This is a genomic window from Ferruginibacter paludis (assembly GCF_030409685.1).
Lineage (GTDB): Bacteria > Bacteroidota > Bacteroidia > Chitinophagales > Chitinophagaceae > Ferruginibacter > Ferruginibacter paludis.
This window is the reverse complement of sequence record NZ_JAUFQJ010000024.1, coordinates 241,616-256,987: the sequence shown is the minus strand read 5'-3', so window position 1 is coordinate 256,987 and position 15,372 is coordinate 241,616. Positions and strand designations below refer to the sequence as shown.

Below are 15,372 nucleotides of genomic sequence, written 5' to 3'. Positions count from 1 at the left end.
CGTTACGAATTTTATTTTAAAATGTACAGGCATACATCAAAAGGTGTATGCCTGTGGCGGCTTTTGCTTATTGTTTTGTATCCACCTGTTCATGTTCCTGCATTCCCCACCGGCCGCCACAGCGGTTTCTCCATTCTGCTTTAAATTTTTCCTTTTCTTCCGGCGTCATGTGCCCCATCTTTTCCTGCAGCCTTGCTTTCCATTGCTGTCTGCCCGAACCACAGGGGCCGCCTTTAAAGCCACCAAACAATATTTTACTCAATAATAGAATACCGAGGGCTTGCACAAACGTAATTGTTTTTACCCCTAAAACTGCCGGCAGTATGGCATTCCACAAGCCCATTACTATAAAGCCTACCAGCAGTGACACGGCAACGAAGAAGGTGAAAAACATTAATCCTTTTTTTATCCAGTGCTTTTTCATTTTTATATTTTTTGTAAATCGGCAGTCATTGCTATGGCAATTATTTTTAGCTGCTTCTCTGATTTAATAATTTAGTAACTCATCTTTTAAAATCTGCAATCTTTCTCTTAAATGCAATACCGCATAGCGTTTCCGGCTGATGAGTGTGGCCACACTTACACCTGTTGCTGCTTCAATTTCTTTAAAAGAAACGCCATTCATTTCATGTTCTATAAATACGTCCCGCTGTTCGGCAGGCAGTTCGTTGAGTGCCAGTTGCAATTCGTCCCAGAAGATGTTGCGCAGGTATTCTGTTTCGGGATTGGTATCGGTTTGCAGTAAAATTTCTTTCCAGTCAAAACTGTCTTCTTCTGTTGAAGCGGGCGTGAAAATATCATCTGCCAGTGGCAATTTCTTTTTGCGGTAGCTGTCGGTTATTTTATTGGTAGCTACCTTAAACAGCCAGCTGCTGGCCTGGTTAATCGGCTCGGTACTTCCGGCAAACTGGTAAAAAACATCCTGCAGGATGTCTTCCGCATCTTCCGGACTTGCCACCCTTTTTTTAATAAAGCCAAGCAAGCGCTTGCTCATACTTTTTATAATATGGGTGATATTTGTATTGCGATCGGCACTCATTGCAGGTGATATAGTCAGCACATCTTCCATGTATACCTGTCAGACGGATAATGTTGCGCTATATTTTAAAGTTGTTAAATTATTTTGCAAGTTCCTTGTTTTACGCAAAAAACCGGTTGGTTTTATTGATGGGTGGTTAAAACGCCGCTTATTTGGAGGATGCCATGATAGTTAATGTACAAGCGTGCGACGCCAATGCAGTACCACATAGCTTCTTAGCCCGGCCAAAAAATTATTTGTATAAAACCTGGCAATTGCCGCAATAGAAACTGCTGCGGTGTTTTTTGCCGGTGTCTTCTTTTATGATGGGCAGGTTGCAACGGGTGCAGATTTTTTTATGGTAGGCCAGCCAGTGCTTTTTTAATTGATTGGCTTTTTTCCATTCTAAAAAATCGAAGCTGTAATTGCGGGCTTCTTTTACCAGCTGTTTTAAAACCGGTGCCGGTAATTTCCCGGTGATACTTTTTGGATGCAGCTTTATGCGGTACAGTACTTCGTTTTTGATGATATTGCCAACGCCGGAAAATATCTCCTGGTCCAGCAATACATCGCAAACCATTTCATCCGGTAAAGCTTTTAATTTTTTCAGCGCATTGGTAGGTTTCCATTTGTCGTTCAACACATCGCTGCTCCAGTCATAAATGTCATCAGGCTTTTCATCCAGTTGTTTGATGGCGCATGTATAAAAATAAACCGTACCGTTTTTAAAACGAAGACAAAGGCGCAGGCTTTTGTCTGTCTTTGTTTGTTCGTTAAAACTGTAACTGCCAAAAAGCAGGAAATGTATTCTAAGGGTGGTGTGCGGAAAGCAAATTAAAAAGTGTTTACCCCAGCTTTTAAAATCAATTACTTTTTTATTGATGAGGCCGGGTGCATCAATGGAAGCATTGCCAAAAGCATCCAGCACTTTTTTGTTGTTGAATTGCTGGACAAGTTCTTTCAGTATTACGATGGATGGTCCTTCGGGCATATTATTTTAATTATTGTCCTGCAAAAGCAAATCCATTTATACTGTAGTATTTATTTATTGCAGGCTGATGTTAATCAGATGGAATATTGTGTTGCTTAGATAAAGCAAGACAGGATTTGTAGTTGGGCAAATAAGTGAATTAATGAGGTAGAATTTCGGCAAAGCCCTCAAATACATGAGTAAGTTTATACACAACAGAATAGTGAAAAAATAAAAGCACTTGCATTTTTTACTTATTATAAAGCAAAGGAAATATTAGCCCAGGGTTTTATCACTTCTTATGCTCTGCAACAATTCAAGTATTAATAGTGATATTGATGCTGAAACCCGCTTCCGAAAATTCCCGGTTGATCATTGTAGATGATTTATCTACGCAATTTTCTATGGCGATGAATAAAATGAAATGGTGCCAATACAACAAGATTCCACACACAACTTCAGCCTTCACTAAAGAATGGCTTGCAGGATAAAAATCAGTGTCAACGGCACGATTTTTTTATAAGCTCATTCAATATATTTTTCTTCATTTTAAAATTACAATTATGACAACTCCAAATTTAAGCGGTAAGAAAGTGGCCATCATTACAGAGCATGGTTTTGAAGAAGTTGAACTTACCAGCCCAAAGAAAGCTTTGGAAGAAGCGGGAGCAAACGTGCATATTATTTCGTCGCACAAAACGGTGAAGGCCTGGGATACTGATCATTGGTCGATAGAGCTTCCCGTGGATGCGCAAATTGACCAGGTAAGCAGTGATGATTATGATGCTTTGCTGATACCGGGTGGTGTATTGAACCCGGATAAGATGAGGACACAACGGCCATTTATTTCTTTTGCAGAAGAATTTTTAGAAGCAGGTAAACCTGTAGCCGCCATTTGTCACGGGCCGCAGTTACTGATTGAAACAGGCCTGATAAAGGGAAAAGAAATGACTTCTTATCCGTCTTTAAAAACAGACCTTACCAATGCTGGTGTGTATTGGGTAGATAAGGAAGTGGTTAGCGACAATGGTTTGATAACTAGTAGAAGCCCTGAAGATCTACCTGCATTTAATAAAAAGATTATTGAAGAGTTTGCGGAAGGGGTTCACAAAACCAGGAATGCATTTTCATCGAGTGATGTGGCAAATTAATTACTAACAATAAATATTAACCCATGGCAAAGTATTCTAAAGCAGCTTCCAAAGAAGTTGAAGCCTCCATGAAAAAAATGGAGAACGGTACACTTAAAAGTGGTAAGTCAGGGAAAAAAGTAACCAATCCCAAACAGGCTGTTGCAATAGGGTTGTCTGAAGCAAGAGAGAAGGGTGAAAAGGTTCCATCAAAAAAGCCTTCCTCTTCGGGTAAAAAAACTACTTCATCCAAAAAGTAATTGCACAGATTTTTAACACGTTTACTACCCGGTTAATCTTCAACCGGGTAGTTTAATTTTAGCACCTGAAAGATTGCCCGGATTTTTCGGGTGTTTTTTGATGGAACTTTGGAGTTGCATATCAGAGCAATTCGAAAGTTTTATTTACACATTACCGGTTTCGTCTTCATCGTCATTGGCCTCACTGTAAGAATTGTTTTCTTCATCTTCTTCGCCAATCATTTCATCATCGTCATCTAAATCAGCACCGGGTACGTCCAGGTCTTCGCCCGTTAAATCGGTACCTTCGTTCAATGCTTCACCATCTTCATCCGTATCGTCCAGCTGCGCACGCTGTTCGTTCAAATCTTCCTTATTGTTTTCATCTCCCGCAGCATCCAGTAAATCCAGTTCCTGCTTTGTGATGCTGGCATCCTGGTCTTCCTTGTCAATTTGATTGATGGTCTCGTTTTTGCTTCCTGCAGCAGTATTTGTTTGTTCGTTTGTCATAATTAGTTTTTATAAATAAGCAGGCAAAAGCATGCCAATAAAAGTTGTCTGTTTATACTTGCTTCTGATTCAATGTCAATTTCTTAATTGATAAAGGCAGGCAAGACGAACCAACTTTTTAAACGAACAAATATCAAGCTCCACATAGCTTTTAAAAAGTTGATAATTTAATTTTTCTTTTTTGTTGAATGGTACACATTTTGGTTATCAACAATTATCCCGGTTGAAACTTTTACCTGCGTTGGCATTCAATAACTCCATATATATACAAGCCGGCTTTATTCAAAGAGCCGGCTTTTTTATTTAATCGCCCTCGTGTTCAGCGTTGATAATTGAAAGCTGAAAAAAATCACCAGTTTATCTTCTGAACTCTTTCTCTTCATCCTCTTCGTCTTCATCTTCTTCTGCCAGTTCATCAAAATCATCCGGCGAGGTTAAAAAATTATCTTCGTCTGATTCACTGTCTGTTTCAGCCGCAATCAAAGCATAAGCTTCACCATCAATATCTTTTTCTTCCAGTGCATCCAGTTCATCCGCTGTAATTTCTTCCTCTTCATTCACCATATCAAGCTGGTCGTCGCCGTCAGTTGAAGCTGCAAATTCCATGGTATCGTGTTTCAATTCGGGAGCGATTGGTTCCGGTGTAGTATCCTTGTTCTTTTTCATAATTGATTGTTTTAATTACCTGATGTAAAATTATGCCAATAAGGTAATTTTTGCAATGACTATCTTTAATTACCTGCAGGTAAAATACCTTAGCTTGTAATTTTGAAACTTAAATTTTCTGCACCGTTTTCCTTGTTATTTTTATAAAAATTTTACCAATGCACCAGCCTGATTACACCGCAAAAAAAATAGCCACTTCCATTACCATCGATGGCAATGTTGATAAACCGATATGGCAGCAGGCCGGCTGGAGTAAACGCTTTGTGGATATGGTTACCGGGGATGCGGGAATGTACAATACGCAAACAGCCATACTTTGGAATGAGGAACATTTATACATTGCTTTTAAGGCAGAGGAACCTTTTGTATGCGCACAGCTTACAGAACGGGACAGTATTGTTTTTTTAGAAAATGACCTGGAACTTTTTATTGAGGGGAAAGATTGTTATTACGAACTTGAAATAAATGCGGCCAATACGGTGTACGAGGTATTTTTTATCTGGAAAGATGCTTATGTGAAAGGAGGCAGATTTGATACACCGCAGTTTGACGTGCATCAGCAACAGGCCTATACTTTTGGCGGCGATTACGACCGGAGTGGCCTCAGTTTCTGGAAGGGAACCAACCCCCGTGGCATTCGCTGGGCCTTTACCAATTTTGATATGCCGGGTCTGCAGACTGCAGTGCAGGTGCAGGGAACATTAAATGATAATACAGATGTTGATACAGGGTGGAGCTTAGAACTGGCCATACCCTGGAGCAGCCTTGCTTTACTGGACGCTGAAAAGACGGTACCACCTGTTAGCGGCGACGTATGGACCATGTTTTTAGGGAGATTTCAAAAATTGATGAACGGCGGAAAGGAAGTTATACCTCATCCTGCAATGGTGTTAACCAGCCACGGCATTTATGATACGCATATGCCTGAAAAGTGGAGCAGGATAGCTTTTGAAATGTAGTTGATTCTCGCAGACAATGTCATTTGCAAACGGGCAGAATAATGATCTCTAGTAGCAAAAATTACCCTGGCCCTTATTGTTCTGCACTAATTTAGAAGAAGCAGCCATGGCTTTTATTTTTTTATTTACTTCTTTTCCTATCCAGTACAGGTGACTTACACCGGCATGCAGCAGACCTTCTCCAAGATCGGCTTCGGTATACACATAAGCATTGCTTTTTTTAGTTGAATTTTTTACAGGCATTGTATTTTATTTTAAGATTGAGGATGATGTTTACTCGCTTTGTCATTTAAGTGTTTAAAGCAATTACTACAAAACCGTGCCAGTGCTTTTTTAATTTCGCTTACACATACAGGGGTATTTATAGCGGGCAATTGAGAAATAAATTGCGGCAATTAATTCCACACAATATCAACATTTGTGGAAATGAGTTGGGGTAAAGTCAGTCAGTTTAGGCCCGCAGTGCTTTTGGAGATATTTTTTTCTGGTACAGCAAAGTACAATTTGCGTTCAATTTTTAGCTTGGGGATAACTGCTGTTATTTTACTGACTTGTATACCAGTCCATCTTTCATTACCCAGCGTACATCACTCAATGCCTGGATATCTTTTGTGGGATCATTTTTTACTGCAATAATATCCGCCAGGTTACCGTCTTTCAATTCACCCAGCAATGGTTGATCCAGCAGGGCGGCAGCGTTGATGGTAGCGGTTTGTATGGCCTGCAGGGGCGTGTAGCCGTATTGCACCAAGAATGAAAAATCTTTTGATTCAGGCATGTTCCAGTCGTAGCCACCGATGTCCGTGCCATAGGCAATTTTTACACCCGCCTTCATGGCTTTTTTAAACAAGGCAGGTTCAGATTCAGCAAATAGTTGATTGATGGGACTGCCTGCTTTGGCCCTTCCCTCCGCTACAAAATCATTCACATAAATGGTAGGGCACCAGTATACATTTTTTTGCACCATCAGGGCAATGCATTCATCATCCATTCCAAAACCATGTTCAATAGAAGATGCGCCGGCATTGATAGCGGCAAGAATACCATCTCTTGTTACGGCATGTGCAGCCAGTTTTCTGCGGCTGCGAATTGTTTCATCTCCGATGGCCATGATTTCTTCTGATGTAAAATTCGGACTACTGCGATAACTGCCATCCGCCAATTTATAATAGCCCCTGTCCGCATAAATCTTTATCCAGTCTGCACCATGCGCAATCTGCTGCCGCACAGCTCTGCGTGCTTCATCTGCTCCGGTAATTTCCTGCAGGCCTTTGGGCATTGTCAATTCCCAGGCATATTCTTTTTCACTGACCGGGTAATGGCCGGTAGTGTTAATGGCGAGTGTGGAGACAAACATTCTTGGCCCGGGTATTACATTGTTTTTGATTGATTTTTTAAGATCTACATCGGCATAACCTGCACCTTCTGTCCCCAGGTCACGGATGGTGGTAAAGCCCTGCTGTAAAGCAATATTGCAGCTGCGTACAGCCCGGATGGTGCGGTAGGGGATAGATTCTCTTAATATCTGCACATCATAATCTTCAGCCGTAATGTCGCCCTGCAGCAATACATGGGTATGGCAGTCTATCAGGCCGGGAAGCACTGTATAAGCTGTTAAGTCAATAACCGTATCAGCTTTTATTTTTGCAAGGGCGCCCGGCGGAAGTATACTTCCAATGCTGTTGCCTTTTATAACAATCATTACATTTTTACTCATCTCGCCCGTGCGTACATCCAGCACCTGGCCACACTTAAGCACTGTTATTTTTTGCGACTGAGCAGTAAAAAATGAAATACAGCAAATAATAAGAAGTAACGATCTCATAATCTAGTTTTAAGCCTTTAAAGTACAACATTCCTTTTACCGGTGGTGATTGACGAAAGATAAAATCGGTTAGAAGGCGAGTTTGCTTCCACAGAATCAATTGTAATACGCCAGGCCTGGCATGCGTTAGCCACTGCAAAATTGTTATTTGTAACTTAATAAAGCAGGCATTTCAACAGGATGGTATTTTGTATCTTTATTACTTATTCAACAGTTTGTATGAAAAAATATTGCATTCCCTTTTTGGCCCTCCTGATGGCCACCACCGTTAACGCACAAAAAACAGTAACACTTCCCAATGGCTGGCAATTATCTCCTGCAGGTAAAAGTTTTTCGCTGGGCGATTTGCCGCTGAATATGGCCGTTAGTAAAAGCAAAAAATGGATGGCAGTTACCAACAACGGGCAAAGCACGCAAAGCCTGCAGCTGATTGATATTGCAGCTGAAAAAGTAGTTGACAATATTGAGATTGCTAAAAGCTGGCTGGGGCTGCAGTTTACAGCCGATGAAAAATATTTGTATGCCGCCGGTGGTAATGATAACTGGATATTAAAATATGCAGTAGTAAAAAATAAGCTGGTATTAAAAGACAGCATTTCGCTGGGTGCAAAGTGGCCCAATAAAATTTCCCCGGCGGGTATGGCTATTGATGATGCCAAACATGTATTGTACGTTGTTACAAAAGACGACAATGCCTTGTACCTCATTAACCTGCTTACTAATAAAGTGATACAGCAGGTAAAATTGGAGGCAGAAGCTTATACCTGTTTACTATCGCCCGATAAAAAGCAACTCTATATCAGTTGCTGGGGATGTGATAAAGTAGTGGTGTTTGATACAGATAAAAAAACAATCAGCGGGCAGGTTGCAGTGGGCGATAACCCCAATGATCTTTGCATTACAGCCAGTGGCAAATATTTATTTGTTGCCAATGCCAACGATAATTCAGTAAGCTTGATAGATGTGAAAAAGGCAACTGTTCTGGAAACACTGTCAGCCTCTTTATTTGCCGATGCTCCTCCCGGAAGCACTACCAACGCACTGGCTTTGAGTCCTGATGAAAAGACCTTGTATATCGCTAATGCAGATAATAATTGCCTGGCTGTTTTTGATATCAGCACGCCGGGCTCCAGCCACTCAAAAGGATTTATTCCCGTGGGTTGGTATCCCACTTGTGTAAAGGCAATTGGTAATAAAATATGGGTCACCAACGGAAAGGGATTTTCTTCTTTTGCCAACCCCGCTGGTCCCAACCCAATTAAAAAACACAAAGTGGTTTTCCAGGGCGATGATAAAACGACGCCGATCAAAGAACAATATATTGGCGGATTATTTATCGGTACCATGAGTGTTATTGATATTCCCACACCGGAACAACTGGGAGAGTATGCAAAGCAGGTGTATAAAAATTCGCCGTACACAAAAGAGCGGGAAACAATCAGCCAGGGCGAATCAGGTAATCCCATTCCGCAAAAAATTGGCGATCCTTCCCCGATAAAACATGTCTTCTATATCGTAAAAGAAAACCGTACTTACGACCAGGTGTTGGGAGATGTAAAGGAAGGCAACGGCGATACCAGCCTGGTATTGTTTGGCGAAAAAGTTACGCCCAACCAGCACAAACTGGTAAAGGATTTTGTTTTGCTGGATAATTTTTATGTGGATGGTGAGGTAAGTGCCGACGGGCATAACTGGAGCCTGGGTGCGTACGCAACGGACTACCTGGAAAAAAACTGGGTAACAAGTTATGGCGGTCGCGGTGGCGAATATGATGCAGAAGGGACGCGGAAAGTTGCCAACAATAAAGGCGATTTTATCTGGGGCGCCTGTAAAAAAGCCGGCATCAGTTACCGTACTTACGGCGAATTTGCTGATGATTATAAAGCCAATATTCCTGTATTGGAAAACCATTTTTGTCCTTACTACACCAGCTGGGACCAGCATGTGAGAGATACAACAAGAGTAGGCCAGTGGAAACGTGATTTTGATTCACTCGTTGCTATTAACGCATTGCCGCAATTAAATACTTTCCGTTTAATCAACGATCATACAGAAGGTATGAGCAAAGGCAGGCCTACACCGTTTGCGCATGTGGCAGACAATGACCTGGCAGTGGGCATGTTTATAGATTACCTGAGCAAAAGCCCGGTATGGAAAGAGAGTGTGGTTTTTGTGTTGGAAGATGATGCACAGAATGGTCCTGATCACGTAGATGCACACCGCAGCCCGGTGTATGTTGCAGGCCCTTATGTAAAAAGAAACTTTGCAGATCACACACCCTATACAACAAGTGGCGTACTGCGTACCATTGAATTAATTTTAGGCATTCCGCCCATGAGCCAGTATGATGCAGCTGCAACCCCGCTCTGGCGAAGCTTTACAGCCGTTCCGGATTTTACGCCTTATAATACACTGCCTGCGCAGGTGGACATCACAGAAAAAAACCTGGTGTGGAATCAGCTCTCTAAAAAGTCAGCTACTTTTGATTTTAGCAAAGAAGACAGGGTACCCGATATGGAATTCAGTGAAGTAATCTGGAAAGGAGTTAAAGGAATACATTCAAAAATGCCGGCGCCAAAACGGGCCGCCTTTTTAACAGTAAACCCGAAAGAAAAGGAAGACGACTGACCTGGTAAGTAATACATAATTGGCGCTTAATTACCATATTTCTTCCTGCACGTTTTCCAATATCCCTCAATTTAGAAGCATACAATTTAACAGGATGCACAATTAATCATTTTGTTTTTGACACAAGCTGCAAACGCTTGCTGTTTCAATTTTTTCATATCAAATTACCAGCTTCTGCAAATGACGTAATTTTGCCGCATGTTTTACGCAGCAGCTGCCCTGCCGGTTCAATAACGGGCGGGGAGTCTGCATAACTTAACCACATGTCAGCAGAACATCAACGTTTAGCAATTAATTATAAAAAACCTATTCCCCTTGAACAGTGGGGTCCATACCTCAGCGAACGGCAATGGGGTACGGTACGGGAAGATTATGGCTACCATGGCGATGCATGGGGCTACCTGCCTTTTGATCAGTCGCATTACAGAACCTATCGCTGGGGCGAAGATGGTATCGCCGGTATTTCTGATTATTTTCAGAATTTATGTTTTTCCGTAGCACTATGGAATGGTAAAGATAAAATACTGAAGGAGCGGTTATTTGGTCTCGGTAATTACGAAGGCAATCACGGGGAAGATGTAAAGGAATTGTATTATTACCAGGACAATATTCCGACGCATTATTACATGGAATATCTGTACAAATACCCGCAGAAAGAGTTTCCGTACGAAGACCTGAAAGCCACCAACCGCAGCCGTTCCATGCTCGACCCTGAGTATGAAATATTGGATACCGGCGTGTTTGACAACGATGAATATTTTGATGTAAATATTACTTACGCAAAACAAAATTCGCAGGACATTTTTATTAAGATTGATGTTACCAATCGCTATGATAAACCGGCAGCCATCACCGTATTGCCCACACTGTGGTTTTACAACCGCTGGGTCTATACACCTGATGAGCAAAAGCCAACGCTGACCCTGCTTAACAAGACAACAGTAAAAGCCTATCACCGCCGCATGGGCCATTATTATTTTTATTTTCAGCAGCCTGATGATGCGCTGTTTACAGAAAATGAAACCAATCTTGCCAAAGCAACAGGGGCTGCCAATGCAACTCCTTTTGTGAAGGATGCTTTTCATGATGCCATTATTGATGGCGCCATTCGCAAAAAGTTGCGCAATAAAAAAGAAGGCACCAAGTTTTCACCGGTGTATGAACTGAAATTAAAGGGAGGCGAAACCAAAACCATTTATTGTCGCCTTACCAACAAGGTAGAGGATAAACCTTTTAATAACGGGTTTGAAAATATATTCGCTGTACGCAAAAAGGATGCGGACGATTTTTACACAACCATCCTGCCTGGTAATATATCTGATGACCTGAAAAATATACAACGTAAAGCATTGGCGGGCATGTTATGGAGCAAGCAATATTATCACTATGATGTGGAGCGATGGCTTACTACCAGTGATGGCATTACACCTGTAAATGATGGCAAAAAAACGGGCCGCAACAATGACTGGACGCATTTAAAAAACCAGGACATTATCGCAATGCCCGACAAATGGGAGTACCCATGGTATGCCGCCTGGGACCTGGCTTTCCATTGTATTTCGCTGGTGATGGTGGACCCTGTATTTGCCAAGAACCAGTTGCTGCTGATGATGCGGGAATGGTACATGAAACCCGATGGACAACTACCTGCCTATGAATGGAATTTTAGTGACGTAAATCCGCCGGTACAGGCATGGGCTGCGCTGGAAGTGTACCGCATCGAAAAAGAAACCAGCGGCACAGGCGACGTTGTTTTTCTGAAAAAAATATTTCAAAAGTTGCTTATCAATTTTACCTGGTGGATTAACCGGAAAGACCGTAAAGGCAATAATATTTTTGAAGGAGGATTTTTAGGCCTGGATAATATTGGTGTATTTAACCGCAGCCATAACCTGAGCGATGCAATGCAACTCGAACAGGCCGATGGCACCAGCTGGATGGGCATGTACGCATTGAACATGATGGACATGGCGCTGGAGATTGCCAAACATGATGGCGCTTTCGAAGATATGGCAACCAAGTTTTTTGAACATTTTGTATTGATCTCTGAGGCCCTCAACAGTCACAGTCTGTGGAATGAAGAAGATAAGTTTTATTATGACTCATTGCGCATTGGTGATGATGCGCCGATGCCGTTGCGGATACAAAGTATTGTTGGCTTAACAAGTTTATTTGCTGTAAGCATTATGGACAGGGAAGTATTTGAACGCCTGCCTGATTTTAAAAAGCGGGTGGACTGGTTTGAAAATTATCGTGAGAAAAACAACCTGTTCTGGCCCAACGAAGAACATGGTGATGGTGAAGAAATATTGATTTCACTGGTAAAGAAAGACCGGTTGATTCACCTGCTGCACCGTATGCTGAATGAAGATGAATTTTTATCTCCAGGCGGTATACGTGCCTTGTCGAAGTATCATGCGGCCAATCCATACTCTGTAACGATCGATGGCATTAAATATGAAATTCAATACGATCCGGGTGATTCGACCAGTAATCTTTTTGGCGGCAACAGTAATTGGCGTGGCCCGGTTTGGGTGCCTATCAATTATCTTATCATCCGGTCTGTAAAAAAGTATGGTGAATTTTATGGAGATCATTTAAAAGTAGAATGCCCCGTAGGATCGGGAAAATTTTTGAACCTGGTAGAGGTGTCCAAAGTATTAACTGATAGAATTGTAAGTCTGCTGGCCCTGAATGAAGCAGGTGAGCGCAGGTTGTATGGCGATGACAACTGGTTTTATAAAAAGCCGGGCAACGAAAAGCTGGTTTTGTTTTATGAATACTTTCACGGCGATAGCGGCAGGGGGTTAGGGGCCAGTCACCAAACAGGCTGGACCTCGCTGGTAGCAGATTTAATTGGTGGATGTGAGGTGAAGAAAGAGGAATGGAAAGAGGGCACCGGGCATGAAATTTTTATTGATGATGATGAAGATGACGGATAGTAGAAGAAATTGCAGGATAATTTTAAACAATCAATAGTATGTCTATAACAAAAGAATCCGAATTGGCAGGGATGCAAAAAGTAAGTGAAGCAGTGGCGATCACGCTTAGAGAAATGCGCAGGCACTGTACACCCGGTATGACAGCTAAGCAACTGGATGAGTTTGGTGGACAAATTCTAAATGAGCTGGGAGCGAAGTCTGCACCGCTTTTAACCTATGGCTTTCCCGGCTGGACCTGTATCAGCGTTAACAACGAAGTAGCACACGGCATTCCGTCAGAAGCAAAAATATTAAACGAAGGCGACCTCATCAACATAGATGTGTCCGCAGAATTGGATGGCTTCTGGAGCGATAATGGGGGATCATTTATTCTTGGTAAAGATTTAAATCAGCACCAGCATTTGGTAGATACATCAAAACGTATTTTGCAAAAAGCTATCAGTAATATAAAAGGGGGTGTGCGGATTGCGGACATAGGTCAATTGATAGAAACAGAAGCAAAAAAATCCGGTTATAAAGTAATTAAAAATTTAACGGGCCATGGAGTGGGAAGAAGCCTGCACGAAGAGCCACATGAAATTGCCAACTACCGCGACCGGCTTAATTTTACACGGTTTAAAAAGAATTCGGTTGTTGCCGTAGAAACTTTTATCTCCACCCGCTCAACCATTGCCAATACGCAGGCCGACGGCTGGACGTTGATGGGAGATAAGGGCGGTTATGTAGCACAACATGAGCACACGATTCTTATAACTGATGGTATGCCGGTTATCTTAACAGCGTTGAATGAAATATGGAACTAGTCAGCACTTTATAAGAGTTTACACCTTTTTCAAAAGGTGTAAACTCCATTGTATCAATATGTATCAATACCGTTTAGCCCTGTCATACTGTACCGGCCATGCAATATCATCGCCCAGTTCTTTTGCGGCATGTAACGGAAAATAGGGGTCACGTAAAAACTGGCGGGCAAGGATAATCAAATCAGCTTGGCCGTTTGCCAATATATTTTCTGCTTCGGTTGCGGTAGTAATTAAACCAACGGCACCGGTTAATAAGGGAGTTTCTTTTTTTATTTTTTCTGCAAAAGGCACCTGGTACATAGGTACCAAAGGGATTTTTTGTTCCGGTGAATTGCCACCAGATGAACAATCAATCAGATCAACGCCCACCTCTTTTAATTTGTTTGATAGTTGTACCGAATCTTCTTCCGTCCATCCGCCGGTTACCCAGTCCGTTGCCGAGATACGCACAAATAGTGGCAATTTTTCGCCCATTATGTTACGGGTGTCTGAGGCAATTTCGAGCAACAGTCTTGTCCTGTTTTCAAAACTACCGCCATATTCATCTATGCGTTTATTGCTGAGTGGTGATAAAAATTCATTGAACAAGTATCCATGGGCGGCGTGCAATTCAATTACTTTGAAACCTGCTTCCAGTGCACGTTGGGTGGCAGCAGCAAAATCATTTTTTAGTTTGGCAATGTCTTCACCCGTCATTGCTTTTGGCAGGGGTTCACCCTCTGTATGCGCAATGGCACTGGGCGCTACGGTTTGCCAGGCGCCTTCCTCAACGGTTAATGACTTGTTGCCCTTCCATGGTACGTGGTGACTTGCTTTACGTCCGGCATGCGCCAGCTGTATAGCGGGTACAGATCCCTGCGATTCAATAAAACCGGTAATGCGTTTTAAAAAATCAATTTGCTCGTCTTTCCAGATGCCCAGGTCACCGGGCGAAATTCTTCCTTCAGGAGAAACGGCTGTTGCTTCCATAATAATCAACCCGGCACCGCCTACTGCACGACTGCCCAGGTGTACGAGATGCCAGTCGTTGGCAAAACCATCGGTGGCTGAGTATTCGCACATTGGAGAAACGGCGATCCTGTTCTTAAACTGAATATCTCTTATTGTAAGTGGTTGAAAAAGTAATGACATGTTTTTATTTTTTGCAAATGTCTGATGATTTGTTGATTAAAAATTGGTTTGTTTTAGCTTTCGCTAACAACGTACCAGTTAATTTATTTTGATTATTGTATTCGCTTCAATGTGTCTGTAAGACTTTTTTCAGGGTTTGTTAAACTTTTTTTGGTCATAATTAAAAATCGTCGTTTATTTGTCTATCAAAATGGTAGACTAATAATTTACTAAGAAATTGAATCACATTTAAGGTAGCTTTTAACCACCATCAGCTATCTCAGTTTTAAAAAAACTAACATGAATCTTTCCAACAAAAGTATGCGCTCAGCCGCATCGGTGGTGGTACATTATTTTCAATCTTACAGCAAAGTCTGTTGTTGCTGCTGTTGATCTTTCAGCCTTGCAATCTTTCATTTTTAATTACGTGAGCTTGTTATTGCGGTATGTAATACCTATGCCTGGCGTAACCCTGTACCAGTGGCGTGTTAGCCGGTGGTTGGCTACTGTTATTTGTACAGGTTACGCCAGGTATCAATATCATAGCAATTGATATAAACACCGCACGTGAG

The 15,372-nt window shown here is 41.9% G+C and carries 14 protein-coding genes; 6 read left to right on the top strand and 8 right to left on the bottom strand.

Annotated elements, in window-relative coordinates; translation table 11 throughout:
• Positions 1-67 precede the first annotated feature (67 nt).
• From QWZ08_RS25485 to QWZ08_RS25475, 3 genes are all read right to left on the bottom strand, one after another.
• Positions 68-424, bottom strand: coding sequence for a hypothetical protein (locus tag QWZ08_RS25485; protein ID WP_290340518.1), 357 nt, complete (start codon positions 422-424; stop codon positions 68-70).
• A 63-nt stretch (positions 425-487) separates the two neighbouring features.
• Complete coding sequence (locus QWZ08_RS25480) at positions 488-1,069, bottom strand: RNA polymerase sigma factor (RefSeq protein ID WP_290340516.1); 582 nt, start codon at positions 1,067-1,069, stop codon at positions 488-490.
• Positions 1,070-1,271: 202 nt separating this feature from the next.
• Positions 1,272-2,009, bottom strand: a complete 738-nt coding sequence (locus QWZ08_RS25475) for an endonuclease (protein WP_290340515.1) — start codon at positions 2,007-2,009, stop codon at positions 1,272-1,274.
• 542 nt (positions 2,010-2,551) lie between these two features.
• Here QWZ08_RS25475 and QWZ08_RS25470 point away from each other — a divergent pair.
• A complete protein-coding gene (locus QWZ08_RS25470) occupies positions 2,552-3,139 on the top strand; it encodes a type 1 glutamine amidotransferase domain-containing protein (protein ID WP_290340514.1) in 588 nt (195 codons plus the stop codon).
• 23 nt (positions 3,140-3,162) lie between these two features.
• Positions 3,163-3,378, top strand: a complete 216-nt coding sequence (locus QWZ08_RS25465) for a DUF6496 domain-containing protein (protein WP_290340513.1) — start codon at positions 3,163-3,165, stop codon at positions 3,376-3,378.
• Positions 3,379-3,522: 144 nt separating this feature from the next.
• Here the strand turns inward: QWZ08_RS25465 and QWZ08_RS25460 are convergent, their stop codons facing one another.
• Both QWZ08_RS25460 and QWZ08_RS25455 read right to left on the bottom strand, forming a co-directional pair.
• Positions 3,523-3,867 (bottom strand): hypothetical protein, encoded by a 345-nt coding sequence (locus QWZ08_RS25460; RefSeq protein WP_290340512.1) that lies wholly within the window; start codon positions 3,865-3,867, stop codon positions 3,523-3,525.
• Positions 3,868-4,224: 357 nt separating this feature from the next.
• A complete protein-coding gene (locus QWZ08_RS25455) occupies positions 4,225-4,533 on the bottom strand; it encodes a hypothetical protein (protein ID WP_290340511.1) in 309 nt (102 codons plus the stop codon).
• 158 nt (positions 4,534-4,691) lie between these two features.
• Between QWZ08_RS25455 and QWZ08_RS25450 the strand changes: the two genes are divergently transcribed.
• Entirely contained in the window at positions 4,692-5,492 is an 801-nt protein-coding gene (locus tag QWZ08_RS25450; RefSeq protein ID WP_290340508.1) for a carbohydrate-binding family 9-like protein, read from the top strand.
• Between the two features lie 48 nt (positions 5,493-5,540).
• On the opposite strand, the gene QWZ08_RS25445 is transcribed toward QWZ08_RS25450, so the two are convergent.
• The gene (locus QWZ08_RS25445; RefSeq protein ID WP_290340507.1) at positions 5,541-5,735 is read right to left on the bottom strand and encodes a hypothetical protein; all 195 of its coding nucleotides are present in this window, start codon (positions 5,733-5,735) and stop codon (positions 5,541-5,543) included.
• Positions 5,736-6,030: 295 nt separating this feature from the next.
• Complete coding sequence (locus QWZ08_RS25440) at positions 6,031-7,317, bottom strand: metal-dependent hydrolase family protein (RefSeq protein ID WP_290340506.1); 1,287 nt, start codon at positions 7,315-7,317, stop codon at positions 6,031-6,033.
• Positions 7,318-7,536: 219 nt separating this feature from the next.
• Between QWZ08_RS25440 and QWZ08_RS25435 the strand changes: the two genes are divergently transcribed.
• The 3 genes from QWZ08_RS25435 to map all read left to right on the top strand — a co-directional run bounded on the left by QWZ08_RS25435 (position 7,537) and on the right by map (position 13,690).
• Positions 7,537-9,945 (top strand): bifunctional YncE family protein/alkaline phosphatase family protein, encoded by a 2,409-nt coding sequence (locus QWZ08_RS25435; RefSeq protein ID WP_290340505.1) that lies wholly within the window; start codon positions 7,537-7,539, stop codon positions 9,943-9,945.
• A 263-nt stretch (positions 9,946-10,208) separates the two neighbouring features.
• On the top strand, positions 10,209-12,887 hold the full coding sequence (locus QWZ08_RS25430; RefSeq protein ID WP_290340503.1) for an MGH1-like glycoside hydrolase domain-containing protein: 2,679 nt from the start codon (positions 10,209-10,211) through the stop codon (positions 12,885-12,887).
• A 38-nt stretch (positions 12,888-12,925) separates the two neighbouring features.
• Positions 12,926-13,690, top strand: coding sequence for a type I methionyl aminopeptidase (gene map, locus QWZ08_RS25425; RefSeq protein ID WP_290340502.1), 765 nt, complete (start codon positions 12,926-12,928; stop codon positions 13,688-13,690).
• A gap of 63 nt (positions 13,691-13,753) precedes the next feature.
• On the opposite strand, the gene QWZ08_RS25420 is transcribed toward map, so the two are convergent.
• Entirely contained in the window at positions 13,754-14,821 is a 1,068-nt protein-coding gene (locus tag QWZ08_RS25420; RefSeq protein ID WP_290340501.1) for an NADH:flavin oxidoreductase/NADH oxidase, read from the bottom strand.
• Positions 14,822-15,372 lie beyond the last annotated feature (551 nt).

Bases quoted from the DNA above. Each gene is read 5' to 3' on its own strand.
- QWZ08_RS25445 (WP_290340507.1), bottom strand. From the start codon at position 5,735: ATGCCTGTAAAAAATTCAACTAAAAAAAGCAATGCTTATGTGTATACC.
- QWZ08_RS25470 (WP_290340514.1), top strand. From the start codon at position 2,552: ATGACAACTCCAAATTTAAGCGGTAAGAAAGTGGCCATCATTACAGAG.
- QWZ08_RS25480 (WP_290340516.1), bottom strand. From the start codon at position 1,069: ATGGAAGATGTGCTGACTATATCACCTGCAATGAGTGCCGATCGCAAT.
- QWZ08_RS25460 (WP_290340512.1), bottom strand. From the start codon at position 3,867: ATGACAAACGAACAAACAAATACTGCTGCAGGAAGCAAAAACGAGACC.
- QWZ08_RS25485 (WP_290340518.1), bottom strand. From the start codon at position 424: ATGAAAAAGCACTGGATAAAAAAAGGATTAATGTTTTTCACCTTCTTC.
- QWZ08_RS25435 (WP_290340505.1), top strand. From the start codon at position 7,537: ATGAAAAAATATTGCATTCCCTTTTTGGCCCTCCTGATGGCCACCACC.
- QWZ08_RS25450 (WP_290340508.1), top strand. From the start codon at position 4,692: ATGCACCAGCCTGATTACACCGCAAAAAAAATAGCCACTTCCATTACC.
- QWZ08_RS25475 (WP_290340515.1), bottom strand. From the start codon at position 2,009: ATGCCCGAAGGACCATCCATCGTAATACTGAAAGAACTTGTCCAGCAA.
- QWZ08_RS25455 (WP_290340511.1), bottom strand. From the start codon at position 4,533: ATGAAAAAGAACAAGGATACTACACCGGAACCAATCGCTCCCGAATTG.
- QWZ08_RS25430 (WP_290340503.1), top strand. From the start codon at position 10,209: ATGTCAGCAGAACATCAACGTTTAGCAATTAATTATAAAAAACCTATT.
- QWZ08_RS25420 (WP_290340501.1), bottom strand. From the start codon at position 14,821: ATGTCATTACTTTTTCAACCACTTACAATAAGAGATATTCAGTTTAAG.
- QWZ08_RS25440 (WP_290340506.1), bottom strand. From the start codon at position 7,317: ATGAGATCGTTACTTCTTATTATTTGCTGTATTTCATTTTTTACTGCT.
- QWZ08_RS25465 (WP_290340513.1), top strand. From the start codon at position 3,163: ATGGCAAAGTATTCTAAAGCAGCTTCCAAAGAAGTTGAAGCCTCCATG.
- map (WP_290340502.1), top strand. From the start codon at position 12,926: ATGTCTATAACAAAAGAATCCGAATTGGCAGGGATGCAAAAAGTAAGT.